Raw genomic sequence first — 16,987 nt, forward strand, 5'->3', positions numbered from 1 at the left:
TTCGCCAATCGCGCGGCGGCGGCCCGCGCGTATCGCATGCACATGTTTATTTATATATCTGCTACATAATTGAACATTCATATTCCAAAATGGGAAAAATGTACGTACCAAAATGGTTATACCGAAGATAAGTTATGTTGTATCCAGATCACAACTGATGCGAAACTACGTGTGCGGGCCGCCTATTTCGGACCGGTCACGGATCGGCACCGTCGGCAGATCGTTTGCTCGAACGAGGCGGAAGTCACCCTCAATGACGTGGAGGCGGCGATGAGCGAGTGGACGCCCACGACGTGTATGCGGTGTGCGGTCGGGTGCGGCCACCTCCAGCAAGGGTACACCAATAACTACGGACTCGACACGGTTCGAGGCGACGCGTCGCATCCGGTCAACCGCGGCCTCGCTTGCCAGCGCGGGATCAGGGAGACCGCCGATCCCGACGGGGAATGGCTGACGCGCCCTCTCATCAGGGAGGATGGTACCCTCGTCCCGACCAGCTGGGAGACGGCGATCGGGGCGGTCGTCTCGCGGGTCGAAGACGCCCTCGCCGAGACGCCGAACGGGGTCGCCGTATTGGGGAGCGGCCAGCAGACGAACGAGGCGGCGTACGCGCTGGGCAAGCTCGCCCGCGGCGGCTTCGGCACCCGGTACTACGACGCCAACACCACGCTGTGTATGGCGTCGGCCGTCACGGCCTACTACCAGGCGTTCGGGAGCGACGCGCCGCCGCCGACGTACGACGACATCCCGAACGCGCAGACCCACGTCGTCTGGGGCGCGAATCCCGCGGTGGCACACCCGGTGATGTACCGATGGATCGCCGACAGCGCGAGCGACGACGACAGCCGACTGATCGTCGTCGACCCCGTCGAGAGCGAGACCGTCGACGACGCCGACCGTCACGTACGGGTCGATCCCGGCACCGACCTCGCGTTCGCCAGGGCGGTGCTGGCGCAGGTGGTCGCTGACGACGACGTCGATCGCGAGTTCGTCGACGAGGCGACGACCGGGTTCGAGACGACGGTCGACTCGTTGCCGTCGGTTCGGGAGGCGGCCGAGACCGCCGGCGTTTCGATCGAAACCGTCGAATGCGTCGCCGCGGCTCTGACGGACTCGACGCTCGTGTACTGGGGAATGGGCGTCAATCAGAGCGTTCAGGGGACCGCGACCGCACGGGCGCTCATCGACTTGTGTCTCGCGACGGGGAACCTCCGACCCGGGAGCGGTCCCTTCTCGCTGACCGGCCAGGCGAACTCCATGGGGACCAGGGTCTGCTCGTCGAAGGGGACGTGGCCCGGCCAACGCGAATTCGCCGACCCCGACCACCGGCGGACCGTCGCCGACGCGTGGGGCGTTCCGCCGAGCCGCCTCCCGGACGATCCGGGACCGGGGCCGGTCGGCATCGTCGACGCCGTCGCGGACGGACCGCCCGAGGTGTGCTGGACGGTGGCGACGAACCCGGTCGCGGGGATGCCCGACGGCGATCGCGTTCGGGAGGCGCTCGACGACGCCTTCCTCGTCGCCCAGGATGCGTTCCGGACCGAGACCGTCGAGTTGGCCGACGTGGTGTTGCCGGCGGCGACGTGGGGCGAGTCCGAGGGGACCGTCACGAACATGGAACGGCGGGTCTCGCGAGTCCGCGCCGCGACGGGGACCTCTCCGAAGATCAAACAGGACCTCGACATCGTCGTCGCGATCGGTGCCGCGATCGACGGGAAGCTGTTCCCGCAGCCGACCGTCTCGCCGGAATCGGTGTTCGACGAACTGCGCCAGCTGACGGCGGGGACGCCGGCGGACCTATCCGGCCTCTCGTACGACCGGTTGGACGCGGAGCGCGCGGTGCGGTGGCCCGCGCCGTCGGCGGACGAAGAGGGAGGCTACCGGTACGTCGAGGGGGGCGAGTGGACGTTCCCCACGCCGTCGGGACGCGCGCGATTCTCGACGGGAAGGCATCGGGGCCTCGCCGAGCCGACCGACGACGAGTACCCGCTGACGCTGACGACCGGGCGACGGGCCGACGCGTACAACACCGGGGTTCGATCCCGCGGCGACCAGACCGACTCCCCCCCGATGGCGCGGATCCATCCGGAGACGACGCTGGAGCACATCGAGGCGTTCGATCGCGGGAAGACGGTCGTCTCGTCGCGACGCGGGTCGACGATGATCGCGGTCAACCCGGACGACGGCGTTCCGAAGGGGACGGTGTGGCTACCGATCCACCACCCGGACGTGAACGCGCTCACGCTCCCGGTCGTCGATCCCGAGTCCGACGAGCCGAACCTCAAACAGTGTGCGGTCGACGTCCGTGCCCCGGAACCGTCGAACCCCTTGGTGTACGACGGCCACCCCACTCCGGACGGAGACTTCGTCTCGACGGACGACTGATCCCGCGTTCCGGTTCGACCGCATCGGCGTGCCCACCAATCGTTCTCACGAACGTATCATACACGGTCGTTTATGCGAAAAAGAATTAAACCGGATGAGAAAGAACGAGAACGCAAGTCCGACCGAGAATAGCACACGAATGAATATAATTGTGATATTGATCAGGACAATTCGCCATCGTGATCGACAATGACTGATCGCAAGCCAACTACCTGTATGCGCTGTGCGGTCGGCTGTGGCTACCGACAGCGTGACGGCGACGGCGGACGGGGGATCGTCGACGTTCACGGGGACGATCGTCACCCGACGAACGGGGGAGAAACGTGCAGCCGCGGAGTACGGGAAACGGTGAATCCGAGCGGCGAACGAGTGACCGAACCGATGATCCGCCGCGGCGGAACGCTCCAACCGACCGACTGGGACACCGTTCTCGGGACGATCTCGGTGCGGATCGTCGAGGCGCTCAGGACGGGGAACGACAACGTCGCCGTGTTGGGGAGCGGACAGCAGACGAACGAGGCGGCGTACGCGCTGGGCAAGCTCGCCCGCGGCGGCTTCGGCACCCGGCACTACGACGCCAACACCACGCTGTGTATGGCTTCCGCGGTGCAGGCGTACACGCAGGCGTTCGGAAGCGACGCGCCGCCGCCGACGTACGAGGACGTGCCCGACGCCCGGACACACGTCGTCTGGGGCGCGAATCCGAAGATCGCCCATCCCGTGCTGTACCGGTGGATCGCCGACAGCGCGAGCAACGACGACAGCCGACTGATCGTCGTCGACCCCGTCGAGAGCGAGACGGCGGCGGACGCCGACCTCCACGTCCGACCGGAGCCGGGGACCGATCTCGCGTTGGCGCGAGCCGTGCTCGCACAGGTGGTCGACGCGGATGTCGTCGATCGGCAGTTCGTCAATCGGCACACAGACGGGTTCGGAGACATGGTCGGATCGCTTCCGGACATTGACGTCGCGGCCGAGACCGCCGGGGTACCCGTCGACCGCGTCTCCGAGTTGGCCGCGGCGTTCGACGCTCGGACCGTCGTGTACTGGGGGATGGGAGTCAATCAAAGCGTGCAGGGGACGGGAACCGCCCGGTCTCTGATCGACCTCTGTCTGGCCACCGGAAATCTGGGACCGGGTAGCGGTCCCTTCTCGCTGACCGGACAAGCGAACTCGATGGGGAATCGCGTCTGTGCCTCGAAGTCGTCGTGGCCGGGATACAGACCGTTCGACGACGTTGCTCACCGCAAGGCGATCGCGAGGGAATGGGCGGTACCGCTGAGTCGGCTCCCCGACTCGCCCGGTCCGGGGTTCGTTCGGATTATCGACGAACTGGCTCGGGACAACATCGATGTCTGCTGGACGGTGGCGACGAACCCGGTTGCGGGAATGCCGGACGCGAGCCACGTCAAAACCGCTCTCGAAGACACCTTCCTGATCGCCCAGGACGCGTTCCGCTCCGACACCGTCGAACTGGCCGACGTGGTGTTGCCGGCGGCGACGTGGGGCGAGTCCGAGGGAACGGTGATGAACATGGAGCGGCGCGTCTCACGAGTTACGGCGGCGCGAGACCCGCCGGAGGGGGTGCGACAGGACTTGGACATCATCGGCGCGGTCGCCGATCGCGTCGTTCCCGAACTGTTCGAATCCGCGCGACCGGATCCCGAACGACTGTTCGACGAAGTCAGCGCCCTGACGCGCGGCACGACGGCTGACTTCTCGGGTATCTCCTACGAGCGGCTGTCGGAAGAGCTGGCAGTCCGGTGGCCCGCCCCGGACGAGACGAGCGAAGGCGGGTACCGGTACCGAGGTCGTGGCGACGGGGAGGAGCCACTCGAAGACGTCGACGGCCCGTGGTCGTTCCACACCGAGACCGGCAGGGCGCAGTTCTCGAACGCGTCGCACGAAGGCGTGCCGGAGCCGATAAACGAGGAGTATCCGCTCACGCTCACTACCGGCCGCCGGCCGGACGTGTACAACACCGGCGTTCGGACACGAAGCGACGTCAGCGACGGCGGAAGCGCGACGGCAGCGCGGATGCACCCCGAGACGATCGTCGAGAGTCTGCGAGCGTTCGATCGGGGGCGAACGGTGATCGAGTCCCGTCGCTCCGCGGTCGCGGTAACCGTCGAACCTGACACCGACGTTCCGCCGGGGCTCGTCTGGCTGCCGATCCACAATCCGGCGGCCAACGAGCTCACCCTGTCGGCCGCGGATCCGGAGTCGGCCGAGCCGAACTTCAAGCAGTGTGCGGTCGCACTGAGCGCCCCGGACCGCGCCGGCGCTGACCACATCGGTGAACCGCGGCAGGCGAACGGAACCGGTTCCTACTCCTGAGTCGCCTCGGTCGACGGTAGCACCGATCGGAGACGGTGTCGCTGGCCCCTCTGAATCCCCCTCTGGAGTTCGTTCTTCGATCCACAGCGTAGAGCGTCTGGAAATCGAACGGGCCTAGCCATTCAATTCCGATTATATAATTTAAATAGATTCACGGAGGGGACGCCACGATGCCGTTTTTCTGATAATTCTTCGCAGAATTGCACCCTTTTTAATTCCGTTTTTTATTGATAGAATAATACTGCGGACAGACAGTTATTGAGATATCTACTATGTGTCCCGAGGAAACAACCGATGTGTCAACCGATCTGTTTATTAATAACCAATGTATGCTGTTGGTACGTGAGAAAACTCATGTACGACCAATTTTATTCGAGTCCATTGTGGGATCTCGGATCCGACGACGGTGGATTTCCGTCGAATCGTGCGCTCCGGTCGGAGCAACGGTCCGATCCGCGTGAAACGGCCAGCACCCGTCCCACGGTCGCCGGTCGTCCCGCGGGAGGTGCCTCGGCGTGAAACCGACCGACCTCTTGTACGGGAAATACCGGAACCTGTTGCTCGCAACCGCGATGTTCAACCTCGGGTTCGTCATCTGGTTCTCGTTCGCCCCGTTCACCGGCGGCATCGCCGAGGAGTTCGGGCTCTCCGTGGCGCAGCTCGGGATCGTCGCGAGCGCCGCCGTCGTCGCGGTTCCCCTCGGACGCATTCTCATCGGGCCACTGACCGACCGCTACGGCGCGAACGTCACGGGCGGCATCACGCTCGTCACGGTCGGAACGTTCGCGGTCGTCAGCGCGTTCTCACAGACGTACGAGGTGTTCACCGCCTCGCGAGTCGTCGCGTCGCTTTCGGGGATCACCTTCGTTATCGGGATCCAACACGTCGCGGAGTGGTTCGAAGACGAAAACCTCGGGACTGCCGAGGGGATCTTCGCCGGCGTGGGAAACGCCGGTGCCGGGCTCGGTGCCTACTTCACGCTCCCTCGCCTCTTCGGTGAGGCGTACGTCGATCCTATCTTCGGCCCGACGTTCCTCGCGACGTCGTCGAACTGGCGGGCGGCCTTCTTTTATACGGGAGTCCTCGCCGTTCTCCTCGGGGGCGTCTACTACGTCTTCGGCGACGCGGCGAAAAGCGAGGCGAAGCGTGAGGCGACGAAGGCCGGCGTCAGCTGGGACCAGTGGCGGTTCATCGCCACGCGCTACGGCGCGGTCGTCCTCTCGGCGGCGTACGTGATGTCCTTCGGGCTGGAGCTCGCGATGAACGGTTGGCTCGGGACCTACTACCGCGAGGCGTTCGGGCAGGGCGACGTCGTGATCGCGGCGACGTTCGCGGCGACGTTTTCAGTCGCTGCCGGACTCCTCAGACCGATCGGCGGCTACGTCAGCGACGTCCTCGCGCGGAACGAGCGTGACATCCTCCCCGTCTTCAGGGGCGAGTACCGTAACCAATGGACGTTCGCCACTCTCGCGTTCGTCGTGCTGTCGATGTTCGGAATGACTGCCGCCGGGTTGACGGGAAACATCTACGTCGCCGTCGTCGCCGGCTTCCTCGTCGGAACCGGCTGTGCGTTCTCCGAGGGCGCAATCTTCGCACAAGTGCCCGCGATGTTTCCCAACAACTCGGGGTCAGTCGCCGGGATTGTCGGCGGGATCGGGACGATCGGCGGCGTCGTCTATCCGCTCGCCTTTTCGGCCGCGTTCCTGCCGAACCTCCACGTCGGGTACGCCATCGTCGGGGCGTCGATGCTTCCGATCGTCGGACTCACGGCGTGGGTGTTCCAGCCGAGGGTCGCCGCACGCGCGAACGACGACGGCTGGCTGGTCTCCGGCGAGCGGATCGTCGCTGCCGGCGACGACGACTGAGCGAGGGCGCGCGGCTCCGTCGGGGTGACCTGAAACGATGGCAGGTCAGTCCCGCCGGTGTCCGAGCGGTTTCTTCTGGTCTACCTCGACCTCGACGTGGATCGAGTCGGGGAAGTCGCGAGCGACGACGCCGCGAGCGATGTCGTCTGCGCCGTGGATCTCCATCGAGCGCTTGTACACGTCGTAGGTCCACGGCGAAAACTCGTCGCCCGCGCGGAGATGCTTATAAAGCGGAACGCGGACGGTCTCCGCGGGCGTCGCGTGCGGGCCCTTACACTCCGCTCCCTTGCGTTCGAGCGTCTCCTTGAGCTCTTGAACGGTCTCGGCGAGCACGTCGCGGTCGCCGGACGCGAACGAGAGTTTCGTGACGAAGGTCATGCTGGGGGTCGTGCGTTCATGGTGGCCCGAGGGCTAAAAGCGCATCTACCGAAGCGAGCGGGATCCGCCGGTGCCGCTCCGTGTCTGATCCGGCGGTCGCCGTCGGATACACCGTTCGTCGGCGATCGAATACCGGCGCGCAGATCCGTCGATGACGGCTGAAACGGCCGGTACGGTTGCGAGTCCGACACCCTCTTTAGGGGTGCTTGCTTACCTGACGCTAATGACGGTCGAAGCGACCAGCGCTGGAGCCATCCTCTTCCGCGACACCCGCGGCGAACGGGAGTACTTGCTCCTGAAGAGCCGACCGGGGGACTGGGAGTTCCCCAAAGGCGGGGTCGAGGGGGACGAGGAGCTTCAGCAGACGGCGATCAGGGAGGTGTCGGAGGAAGCCGGAATCGAGGATTTCCGGCTGATCGACGGCTTCCGAAAGGAGTACGACTACGTGTTCGAGGCGAACGGCAACACCATCCACAAGACGGTCCACCTGTTCATCGCGCGCTCGTTCGAAGCGAGCGCCGAGATCTCGAACGAGCACCGCGACCTCCAGTGGCGCGATTACGACCAAGCGCTCAACACGATCACCCAAAACGGTCCCCGAGAGATCTTGGAAGACGCCCACGAGTACCTCGACGAACAGAAGGACGAGGAGAGCGGCGAGTACGTCTGAGCGGCCGGCGGACGCCGAGGCGGTCGCCGCCGTCCGCCGGTTCGTTTTTAAGCTATCCCCAACTATCTGGGCCGTGACTCCGGACGCCGAGTTCGGCTACGAACTCCTCGTCTGTCGGTACGCCGAGCTGACGTGGCACCCGAGCGACGGCTCGCGGCCGGCGATCGTCTCCAGACAGCTCGGCACCGCGGCGCGCCGCTGGGATACGGTCGTGATCGAGGTCGACCCCGAGGCGTTCGCGGCGCGGCGCGGCTTCGGCGATCGGACCATCGATTCGGATCTCCTCCACGTCGTGCGCCACGCGCCCGCCGACTGGGCGTGGTACCGCGACGCGCTCCCCCACCCCGGCTACCCGTGGCGGTACGTCCGGCAGGCGGTCCACCGAGCCGCCGGCCGCAGCTTGATCGAGAAACGCCGCCGGGACAATCGGATCCAGCTTCGCCGAAAGCGACCGTACCCTGACTGGGTGGAGCGTATCGTCGCGATCGAGAACAAGCCGGACCTCGACCGCTCCGCGGCCGACGCCCTCGCCGACCAGCTCGATCACGACGTCGAGACCGCGCTCGCCGACGAGGTCTGGCTCGCGACCGAAACGACCGGCGAGCGCGTCGAGCCCGCCCTCCTTCGGGAGATGCCGGTCGAGGCGGGGATCCTCGCGACCGATTTCTCCGCGGGCGTCGACGACGACGCGGCGGACGTCGCGTGGCACCCGAGCGACCTGTCACCTGGCCCGACCGACCGCGCCGGCGTCGGTGACGAGGACGCGGCCGACCGCGGCGGATCCGGCGGCCGCTCCACCTCCCGCGACGCCGAAACGGTGACCCGTCGGCTGGAGATCGCCGAACGCGCCTACGGCAAGGGCTGGCGCTCCTACGCCGACACGATGCGGCCGGACTGTCGCCACTTCGAACTCCGCCGCGAGGGGCGCGCCGTCGTTCCGCACTGCGCGGCGAAGGCGAAGGTCCCGACGGCGCGGGAGTGTTCGGGCTCCTGTCCGTCGTTCTCGCCCGAGCCCCCGCAGTGGCGGACGAAGGGGTGGCCGATCGAGGGCGGCCCCGGGAAGGGGCTCAGGAGAGTGCTCGATCGGCGGCGGACGCGAGAGCGGAATCGGGCCGGGGACGGCGAGCACGGGCGGGATCGGGCCGGGGACGCCGGATCCGAATAAGCTCGGACCCTACGCCAGCGCCGCGGCGAGCTTCTCGACCGGGTGAGGCGGCTCGGGAGCGTCGCCGTCGCGCTCCTTCAGTTGGGTCCGGCAGGACGCGCCGGGGGCGACGACCTCGTCGCCGTCGCTCTCGGCGACCTGGTCGAAGAGGATCCGCCCGATGGCCTTGCTCATGGAGTAGTGCTCGGCCTCGTAGCCGAACGAGCCGGCCATCCCGCAACACGTTGAGTCGAGCGGGTCGACGCCGTACCCCGCGCGCCGGAGCACGCCGACCGCGTGGTGGTCCTTCTTCGTCGCCTTCTGGTGGCAGTGGCCGTGGTAGGTGAGCGACTCGGTCGGCGCGTCCAGGTCGATCTCCTCGTCGAGCCGGTGGGCGTCGACGTACTCCATGACGCCGTAGGTGTTCGCCGAGACGCTCGCGACGTCCTCGTCGGGAACCGCGCTGGCGTCGCCGTCGAGGAGGTCGTGGTAGTCGGACTGGAGCATGACGGCGTCCGTCGGCTCGACGACGACCACGTCACAGCCGTCTGCGACGTCGGGCGCGAGCGTCTCGACCGCGTCCGCGGCGGCCGCCCGGGACTTCTCCAGCATCCCCTTCGAGTGGGGCGGGCGGCCGCTACCGTCGACGTCGGGGATCCGAACGTGGCAGTTCGCGGCCTCCAGCACGCGCACCGCGGCCTTGCCCGCGCCTGGGTTCGTGTAGGTCGTGTACACGTCCGGGAACAACAGCACGTCGCGGTCGGCTTCGTCGCGGGGGACCCCAGCGCCGCCCCGCGCCTCGAACCAGTCGGTCAGACTCTCCGAGCGGAAGGTGGGGAGGTCACGCTCGGCGGCGATTCCGAGGACCTTCTCCGCGACGAGGCCGGCACCGGGGAGCTTCCCGGGGAGGTTCGAGAGCGGCGCGAGCGTCGATCCGATCGGCGCGAGCGACTCGAAGTTCCCGAGCAGTCGGGTTCGGAGGTCGATCCCGTGTTCCTCGTGGTGGGCGTGCTCGACCTCGGCTTTGAGCTTCGCCATGTCGACGCCGCTCGGGCAGTCCTTCGTACAGCCCTTACAGCCGACACAGAGGTCCATCACCTCCGTGACGAACTCGTCCTCGGTCGGGTCATCCGGGATCTCACCGCTCATCGCGCCGCGGAGCATGTTCGCTCGTCCGCGGGTCGCCTGTATCTCCTCCTCGGAGGCGCGGTAGGTCGGACACATCACGCCGCCGGTGGTCTCCTGCGGGCCGCGGCAGCCGCCGCAGCCGTGACAGAGTTCGACCATTCCCTGCATCCCGTTGTCGATCGCCCACTCCATCGCGGGGTCGAAGCCGGCGTCGTACTCGTACTCCGAGTCGAACCGGAGGTTCTCGCTCATGTCGAAGTCGCCGCAGACGTTCCCCGGGTTGAGCAGCCAGTCCGGGTCGAAGGCGGTCTTGAGGTCGCGGAAGGCGTTCCAGAGGTCGTCCCCGTACAGCTTCCGATTCCACTGGGTCCGCGCGTGGCCGTCGCCGTGTTCGCCGGAGACGCTCCCGCCGAGTCTGACGACGGCGTCGGTGACGCGGTCCGCGATGTCGACCATCGCGTCGACCTCCTCGACGTTCTTCGTGTTGATCAGCGGCCGGATGTGGAGCACGCCCGGGCCGGCGTGCGCGTAAAACGTCGCAAAGGTGCCGTTGTCTTCCAATATCTCCTGGAACTCGCGGGTGTACTCGGGGAGGTGCTCCGGCGGGATCGCGCAGTCCTCGATGAAGGAGATGTGCTTCTCGTCGGTGGTGCGGGAAAGCAGGATCGGGAGCCCGGACTTGCGCATCTTCCAGAAGCGGTCGCGATCCTCGGGATCGTGCGCCTCCATCGCGTCGACGACGCGGCGCGGCTGGCTCGTGATGTCGGCGGCGCCGTCGCTCGGGTCGAACTCCGTCTCGGGACGGGTTCGCCCGCCCTCCTCGCCCGCCCGGTCCGCGACGAGGTCGGCGACCTTCTGTCGCCCCTCGTCGTCGCTCTCCGCGTAGAACTCGACCAAGAGGACGGAGTCGGTCCCGTCGGGAAGCAGCCCGACGACCTCCTCGAACTCCGGCGTCTCGGCGGCGAGCCCCAACAGGACGTCGTCCATCACCTCGACGGCCGCCGGGTCGTGTTCGAGGATCGGGGAGACGTCCTTCATCGCGTCGAGCAGGTCGTCGTAGGTAAGGAGGGCGACCGCCTTCGTTTCGGGGATTTCGACGAGCGAGACGGTCGCCTCGGTGACGGTCGCGAGCGTCCCTTCGCTGCCGGCCATCAGTCGCCCGAGGTTGACGACCCCCTCTTCGCCGTACTCGCCGCGGTAGTCCGCGAGCAGGCGATCGAGGTTGTACCCGGAGACGTTCCGTTTCATCTCCGGGAACCGCTCGTCGATCTCGTCGGCCTTCTCGTCGATGATCCGGACGACCTCCGCGTGGATCCGTGGAAGGAGGTCGTCGGCGTTCGAGTCGGCGGATTCGCGCAGGTCGTCGACGGCGACCTCGCCGAACGTCGCCACCGTCCCGTCCGCGAGCACGACCTCCAACTCCTCGACGTAGTGGTCCGTCTTCCCATACTTCAGCGAGTGCGAGCCGGTGGAGTTGTTGCCGATCGCGCCGCCGACCGCGGACTTGTCCCGCCACGCCGGGTCGGGCGCGAACTTCAGCCCGTGGGGTTCGACCGCGGCGTTGAGATCGCCGACGTACGCGCCGGCCTGCACCCGTGCAGTCGCCGCCTCTGGGTCTGTCGACCGCATCGAGTCCATCGATCCCGAGAGATCGAGGACGACCGCCTCGTTGACGGTCTGGCCCGCGAGCGACGTGCCGCCTCCGCGCGGGAGTACCGGAATTCCCTGCTCGTAGCAGTACTCGTGTACCGCGGCGACGTCCTCGGTCGACTCCGGGATCACGACGCCGATCGGCGTGACCTCGTACGCCGAGGCGTCGGTCGCGTACATCCGTTTGGAGTACTCGTCGAACCGCACGTCGCCGTCGACCCGGTCGTCTAGGGCCTCGACGAGCTCCGGACGCTCGATCTCGCCCCCGGTGTAATCGAAGTTCCCCCCGTCTCGCGGGTCCGGCGTGTTGGTTGCCATGCACATCTGTCACGGTCGAACGGTCAAAAACCTCTTGACGTCGGCGAGGATGCCGGCCACGCGCGAGCCGGTCGAGCCGCGGCACGCGCCGCCCGGAAGTGCGTCACGGATCGCCCCCGCGGGACCGTCACGAACGATCGGCACAACACACATATACGTCCCGTCGGATGGTCTCGTATGTCACTCGCCGACCGAACGACGTTCAAGCGTCGGCTCGATTCCCTCGGGGTCACCGTCAGCGAAGGGCCCGAGGACGCGTGTAGGGAGTTGGTGGACGACGCCGCGGGCGATCCCGCCGTCGGGATCGTCGACGGAGCGCTTCCAGACCGGATCGAGACGAACCCGACGACCGCCGAGTTGCGCGCGGCCCACACGGGCGTCACCGACGCGTCGCTGGGGGTGGCCGAGTACGGGAGCGTCGCGATCGAGGCCGACGCGGCCGGGACGGAGCCGATCGGGCTCTTCGTCGACCGCCACGTCGTGATCCTCCGCGAGCGCGACCTCGTCCCCGACGTGCCCGACGCGTTCGACTGGCTGGGTCCGCGAACCCGCGACGAGTCCGTCGACGTCGTGTTCGCGACCGGCCCGAGCGCCACCGCGGACATGGGCGGGCTCGTCCACGGCGCGCACGGTCCCAAGGAGGTCCACGTGGTATTGCTTCGGGAAGAAGGGCACAAGGAACAAGAAGGGGAGGAGGAGCAAGAAGGGGAGGAGGAGCAAGAAGGGGAGGAGGAACAAGAAGGGGAGGCGAGCGATGAGTAGCGACGTCTCGAAGGCAGATCGAATCCGCGAGCTGATGGCGACCGAGGGCGACGCGGTCGCCGAGAACACTCGCGGTTTCAACGCCGGACGGTACGAGTCGACGGGGCGGCTCGACGACTACGAGGACCTCAAAGGGGACGCCCGGAGCATAAAGGAGGACGCGATCGCCCGGCTCCCGGAGCTGATCGACGAGGTGACGGAGACAGTCGAGGCCAACGGCGGGACCGTCTACCTCGCGGATGACGCCGCGGACGCGAATCGGTACGTCACCCAGGTGGCCGCCGAGGAGCGCGACGCCGACAGGCTCGTCAAATCGAAGTCGATGACCTCCGAGGAGATCGAAGTGAACGAGGCGCTGGAGGCGGCCGGCGTCGAGGTCGTCGAGACCGACCTCGGCGAGTGGGTGCTCCAGGTGGCCGACGAGGCCCCCTCGCACATCGTCGCGCCGGCGATCCACAAGTCCCGTGAGGGGATCGCGGAGCTGTTCGCGGAGCGGTTCGACCTCGACGATCCGCCCGAGACCGCCGAGGAGCTGACGATGTTCGCCCGCGAGCGGCTCGGCGAACTGATCGAGGACGCCGACGTGGGGATGACCGGCGCGAATTTCATCTCGGCCGACTCGGGGACCGTGATGCTCGTCACGAGCGAGGGCAACGCCCGGAAGACGGTGACCGCCACGGACACGCACGTCGCGGTCGCGGGCGTCGAGAAGATAGTCCCGACCGTCGAGGACTTCGCGCCGTTCGTCGAGCTGATCGGTCGGTCGGGAACCGGACAGGACGTGACCTCCTACATCTCCACGCTGACTCCCCCCGTCGACTCGCCGGTACCGGACTTCCGAAACGACGACGAGACCCTCGCGGACGATCGAATCCACGACGACGAGGGTTCGGACGAGGCTGTCGACCGCGACTTCCACCTCGTCCTCATCGACAACGGCCGCATGGCGATGCGCGAGGACGAGGAGCTGAAAGAGACGCTGTACTGCATCCGGTGTTCCGCCTGCTCGAACGCCTGCGGAAACTTCCAGAGCGTCGGCGGCCACGCGTTCGGCGGCGAGACGTACTCCGGCGGCATCGCCACCGGTTGGGAGGCCGGCATCGAGGGGCTCGACGTCGCCGCCGAGTTCAACGATCTGTGCACCGGCTGCTCGCGCTGCGTCCCGGCGTGCCCGGTCGAGATCGACATCCCGTGGATAAACACGGTCGTCCGCGACCGGATCAATCGAGACGAGGTCGACCCCGGTCAGACCGACTGGGTGTTCGAGGAGCTGGTACCGGACGGGGAGCCCGCCGGGCTCGATCTGGGCACCCGGCTCGTCGGCAACTACGAGGCGCTCGCGAAGTGGGGGAGCCGGACCGCACCGATCGCGAACCGCCTCGCCGACGCCGGTCCGCTCCGAGCGATCGCCGAGCGCGTCGCCGGGATCGACCGCCGGCGCGAGCTCCCCGAGTTCGCGCACGAATCGCTCGTCGACTGGTTCGAGGCGCGCGGCGGTGCCGCGGTCCCGTCGGAGTCGGCGACCCGCGAAGTCGTGCTCTACCCCGACACGGCGACGAACTACGTCGACGTCGACCGCGGGAAGGCGGCCGTGCGCGCGCTGGAAGCGCTCGACGTCAGCGTCGAGATTCCGGACCTTCCCGGGAGCGGCCGGCCGCCGCTCTCACAAGGGATGGTCTCGACCGCGAGATCGTCTGCCGAGGACGTGTACGCCGGTCTCGCGACCCACGTCGACGCCGGTCGCGACGTGGTCGTCGTCGAGCCGAGCGACCTCGGAATGTTCCGCCGCGAGTACGAGCGGTTCCTCCCCGAATCCTCTTATCAGCGGCTCGCAGAGGCCAGCTACGACGTGATGGAGTATCTCTTCGGTCTGTTGGAGAACGGCGGCGATCCGGGGGTTCTGCGGACATCGACCGAGGGGGCCGGCCCCAGCACGTCGGGCACGTCGGGCGAGCGGATCGCGTACCATCCGCACTGTCAGGCCCGCACGATCGGCGTGGGTGAGCACGCCACCGCGGTGATGGAACGGCTCGGATACGACGTGCGCGTCTCCGACACCGAGTGTTGCGGGATGGCCGGATCGTTCGGCTACAAGGCGGACTACTACGAACTGAGCATGGACGTCGGCGAGCCGCTCCGCGAGCAGTTCGGCGACGCGGACCGGACCGTCGTCGCCGCCGGCACGTCCTGCACGGAGCAGCTCGACGCGCTGCTAGGCGATACCCCGATGCACCCAATCGAAGTGATCGCGCCACGAGAGTGAACCATCGGGGAGCCATCGAGGAGCCATCGGAGAACCGTCGGAGGCGGTGACGTATCGCGGCTCCCGTCTGAAGGGATGCCGGACTGCGGATCTCGTCTGACGGGCGTCGTTCGACAACGAACGCTTAATAGGCGCGCTCGTGACCGTATCGCATATGAACGCTGCTCCGCAGGAGATCACGTCACTCGTCGGCCGTGAGGTGTACTCGAACAATGGCGTTTTCGTCGGCGAGATTGAGGACGTTCGGCTCGATCTGGACGCGCAGGCCGTGACCGGCCTCGCGCTCGCCGAACTCAACCGCGAGCTGTTCGCCGGGCGCGTCGAGGGCAACACCGGCGTCATCGTCCCGTACCGTTGGGTCCGTGCCGTCGGCGACGTCGTGTTGGTCAACGACGTCATCGAGCGACTCGACACCGGGTCCGATGAGCCGGAGGCCGAGGCCGGGTCGCAGACGGCCTAACCGAGTCGCTCGCCGAGAGTGTGTAACGGGAGGGCAACCCGTCCCGCCGAGATTATTTAAAAGGGAAGCGCGTCCCGCAGGTTCGAGATGAACCCGCCGCCCTCCCGTCGCTTTCGGTCGAACACCGGATAAAGCGCATCGAGGAGCTCCGTCTCGTTCTCGAACTCGCGCTGCGGGATCTCGTCGAGTGCGGCCGATAGCGCCACCGTCCGCCCCTTGGCGTCGTACGGGATCTCGCGATCGTCGAGGGCGTCGAGAATCTCCTCGCCCGTCGCGGGGAACGACACGTTCGCCTCCTCGATCCGGGCGTCGAGCACGGCGATTCCGAACTCGATCGCCTCCGGTTCGGAGGATCCGCCGCCGCCGGGTGGGCGTGCTGCCATCGGCGAGTCCTACTCGCTCCGGAGGCTTCAAACCCATGTTCGTTCAGTCGCTCTTCGAGACCGGACGGCTCGGGGGATCGCTCACTCCGGAATCGACTCCTCGGGGGGTACTGCGTCGAGAACGACGAGTTCGATCCCGTCGCCTGCGCGGTCGAACGCCGCGACCGAATCGTCGTCGTACGGCGGGATCGCGACGAGCACGACCGCCGCGAGATCGTCGGTTCTCGACACGCCGAGGAACCCGCTCGGGTGCGAGAGGAACCGCGCTCCGCCGCGGCCCGGGGGCGTCCCGAGGTCGACGCCGAACACCGCGGTCACCGATCCGCCAACGCCCGCGGGCGTGAAGTGCGTCAACACGGGTGTCGCCGGATCCAGTCCCGTGTCGGTCTCGAACTCGCCGGCGGGCGTCGACGAGAGCCGAAGGGCGACCCCGTCAGGGTCGCGCTCGGCGGCGCGTTCGAGCAGGACCGTCAACAGGTCGCGAGTGACGTGGATCACGACGATCGAATACCGGTCATGGGCTCAGATACCGAGCGCGGAGCGCAGGGCCTTCGCGTACAGCCCCGGTGCCTTGCGGCGGGATCCCGATAGCGCGTCCTCGACGGCGATGGCCGCACGGTCGTGCACGCCGACGCCGTGGCCGACCAGCACGCGCTCCGGATTCAGCCCCGAGAGCGCACCGATCGGGGGCGTCAGTCGGAGCATCGGGTGGACCCCGAGGCGCTCGCGAGCGCCGCGGAAGTACGACGCGGAGCCGAGCGATTCGGGGACGATCAGAGTCTCGCCGTCGAAGAACCCCACCTCCTGCCACGGCGGCAGCGAGGAGACGCGGATCCGGAACGCCTCGAAGCCCGAGTCCGCCAGCCGAGAGCCAAAGCGCTCGACCGGCGCGTTCAGCTCGTCGGCGACCCCGGTCATCCACTCGGTGACGTGGACGGCCGCCTCGTGGCGGGTGGCGATCGCGGCGCTGTCGCGTCGGTGTCGATCGAACCCGACGACGACGCCCGCGACCGTGCCGAGCTCCGCGAGCAGGTCGTCAAGGCCGGGCGCGTCCACCGGATCGAACAGCCACACGTCGTCGGTTTCGCTTTCCGCGTTCGGGACCGCGATAGCGTGACTCGCCCGCTCCATCCCCTCCTGGGGGTACGCGATCCACCCGACACCTCCCTCGAACCGATCGATCTCGTGGAGGTCCGCTTCGCCGTCCGCTTTCAGTGGCATACCGATCGTTCGGCCCGGATCCC

The 16,987-nt window shown here is 67.4% G+C and carries 13 protein-coding genes; 8 read left to right on the forward strand and 5 right to left on the reverse strand.

Features of this window, described 5'->3' with window-relative positions:
* Window positions 1-270 precede the first annotated feature (270 nt).
* The 3 genes from nasA (ACFQEY_RS12200) to ACFQEY_RS12210 all read left to right on the forward strand — a co-directional run bounded on the left by nasA (ACFQEY_RS12200) (window position 271) and on the right by ACFQEY_RS12210 (window position 6,587).
* Window positions 271-2,385 (forward strand): assimilatory nitrate reductase NasA, encoded by a 2,115-nt coding sequence (nasA, locus tag ACFQEY_RS12200; protein ID WP_379768884.1) that lies wholly within the window; start codon window positions 271-273, stop codon window positions 2,383-2,385.
* 189 nt (window positions 2,386-2,574) lie between these two features.
* Window positions 2,575-4,722: an assimilatory nitrate reductase NasA gene (gene nasA / locus ACFQEY_RS12205; RefSeq protein ID WP_379768886.1), complete on the forward strand. Its 2,148-nt coding sequence runs from the start codon at window positions 2,575-2,577 to the stop codon at window positions 4,720-4,722.
* 515 nt (window positions 4,723-5,237) lie between these two features.
* Complete coding sequence (locus ACFQEY_RS12210) at window positions 5,238-6,587, forward strand: MFS transporter (protein WP_379768888.1); 1,350 nt, start codon at window positions 5,238-5,240, stop codon at window positions 6,585-6,587.
* Window positions 6,588-6,632: 45 nt separating this feature from the next.
* On the opposite strand, the gene ACFQEY_RS12215 is transcribed toward ACFQEY_RS12210, so the two are convergent.
* On the reverse strand, window positions 6,633-6,965 hold the full coding sequence (locus ACFQEY_RS12215; RefSeq protein ID WP_379768890.1) for a 30S ribosomal protein S10: 333 nt from the start codon (window positions 6,963-6,965) through the stop codon (window positions 6,633-6,635).
* Between the two features lie 223 nt (window positions 6,966-7,188).
* Between ACFQEY_RS12215 and ACFQEY_RS12220 the strand changes: the two genes are divergently transcribed.
* Together ACFQEY_RS12220 and ACFQEY_RS12225 are read left to right on the forward strand one after the other, a co-directional pair.
* Window positions 7,189-7,635 carry a bis(5'-nucleosyl)-tetraphosphatase gene (locus ACFQEY_RS12220; RefSeq protein ID WP_379768892.1) on the forward strand — a complete coding sequence of 149 codons (447 nt, stop codon included), beginning with the start codon at window positions 7,189-7,191 and terminating at the stop codon, window positions 7,633-7,635.
* A 73-nt stretch (window positions 7,636-7,708) separates the two neighbouring features.
* Window positions 7,709-8,800: a DUF5787 family protein gene (locus ACFQEY_RS12225; protein ID WP_379768894.1), complete on the forward strand. Its 1,092-nt coding sequence runs from the start codon at window positions 7,709-7,711 to the stop codon at window positions 8,798-8,800.
* Between the two features lie 9 nt (window positions 8,801-8,809).
* On the opposite strand, the gene ACFQEY_RS12230 is transcribed toward ACFQEY_RS12225, so the two are convergent.
* A complete protein-coding gene (locus ACFQEY_RS12230) occupies window positions 8,810-11,875 on the reverse strand; it encodes an FAD-binding and (Fe-S)-binding domain-containing protein (RefSeq protein WP_379768896.1) in 3,066 nt (1,021 codons plus the stop codon).
* 177 nt (window positions 11,876-12,052) lie between these two features.
* Here ACFQEY_RS12230 and ACFQEY_RS12235 point away from each other — a divergent pair, with 177 nt between their 5' ends.
* From ACFQEY_RS12235 to ACFQEY_RS12245, 3 genes are all read left to right on the forward strand, one after another.
* Window positions 12,053-12,637 carry an LUD domain-containing protein gene (locus ACFQEY_RS12235; protein WP_379768898.1) on the forward strand — a complete coding sequence of 195 codons (585 nt, stop codon included), beginning with the start codon at window positions 12,053-12,055 and terminating at the stop codon, window positions 12,635-12,637.
* Entirely contained in the window at window positions 12,630-14,900 is a 2,271-nt protein-coding gene (locus tag ACFQEY_RS12240; RefSeq protein ID WP_379768900.1) for an LUD domain-containing protein, read from the forward strand. Before ACFQEY_RS12235 ends, ACFQEY_RS12240 begins: the two co-directional genes overlap by 8 nt.
* A gap of 154 nt (window positions 14,901-15,054) precedes the next feature.
* Entirely contained in the window at window positions 15,055-15,360 is a 306-nt protein-coding gene (locus ACFQEY_RS12245; protein ID WP_379768902.1) for a PRC-barrel domain-containing protein, read from the forward strand.
* 56 nt (window positions 15,361-15,416) lie between these two features.
* Here ACFQEY_RS12245 and ACFQEY_RS12250 read toward each other — a convergent pair whose 3' ends face one another.
* From ACFQEY_RS12250 to ACFQEY_RS12260, 3 genes are all read right to left on the reverse strand, one after another.
* Window positions 15,417-15,743, reverse strand: a complete 327-nt coding sequence (locus tag ACFQEY_RS12250; protein ID WP_379768904.1) for a hypothetical protein — start codon at window positions 15,741-15,743, stop codon at window positions 15,417-15,419.
* 81 nt (window positions 15,744-15,824) lie between these two features.
* Window positions 15,825-16,241, reverse strand: a complete 417-nt coding sequence (locus tag ACFQEY_RS12255) for an MPN domain-containing protein (protein WP_379768906.1) — start codon at window positions 16,239-16,241, stop codon at window positions 15,825-15,827.
* 24 nt (window positions 16,242-16,265) lie between these two features.
* Window positions 16,266-16,964 carry a hypothetical protein gene (locus ACFQEY_RS12260; protein WP_379768908.1) on the reverse strand — a complete coding sequence of 233 codons (699 nt, stop codon included), beginning with the start codon at window positions 16,962-16,964 and terminating at the stop codon, window positions 16,266-16,268.
* Window positions 16,965-16,987 lie beyond the last annotated feature (23 nt).

It is taken from the genome of Halorubrum trueperi (assembly GCF_042662525.1).
Lineage (GTDB): Archaea > Halobacteriota > Halobacteria > Halobacteriales > Haloferacaceae > Halorubrum > Halorubrum trueperi.

Bases quoted from the DNA above. Each gene is read 5' to 3' on its own strand.
- nasA (WP_379768884.1), top strand. From the start codon at position 271: ATGAGCGAGTGGACGCCCACGACGTGTATGCGGTGTGCGGTCGGGTGC.
- ACFQEY_RS12250 (WP_379768904.1), bottom strand. From the start codon at position 15,743: ATGGCAGCACGCCCACCCGGCGGCGGCGGATCCTCCGAACCGGAGGCG.
- ACFQEY_RS12215 (WP_379768890.1), bottom strand. From the start codon at position 6,965: ATGACCTTCGTCACGAAACTCTCGTTCGCGTCCGGCGACCGCGACGTG.
- ACFQEY_RS12230 (WP_379768896.1), bottom strand. From the start codon at position 11,875: ATGGCAACCAACACGCCGGACCCGCGAGACGGGGGGAACTTCGATTAC.
- ACFQEY_RS12260 (WP_379768908.1), bottom strand. From the start codon at position 16,964: ATGCCACTGAAAGCGGACGGCGAAGCGGACCTCCACGAGATCGATCGG.
- ACFQEY_RS12245 (WP_379768902.1), top strand. From the start codon at position 15,055: ATGAACGCTGCTCCGCAGGAGATCACGTCACTCGTCGGCCGTGAGGTG.
- nasA (WP_379768886.1), top strand. From the start codon at position 2,575: ATGACTGATCGCAAGCCAACTACCTGTATGCGCTGTGCGGTCGGCTGT.
- ACFQEY_RS12240 (WP_379768900.1), top strand. From the start codon at position 12,630: ATGAGTAGCGACGTCTCGAAGGCAGATCGAATCCGCGAGCTGATGGCG.
- ACFQEY_RS12220 (WP_379768892.1), top strand. From the start codon at position 7,189: ATGACGGTCGAAGCGACCAGCGCTGGAGCCATCCTCTTCCGCGACACC.
- ACFQEY_RS12235 (WP_379768898.1), top strand. From the start codon at position 12,053: ATGTCACTCGCCGACCGAACGACGTTCAAGCGTCGGCTCGATTCCCTC.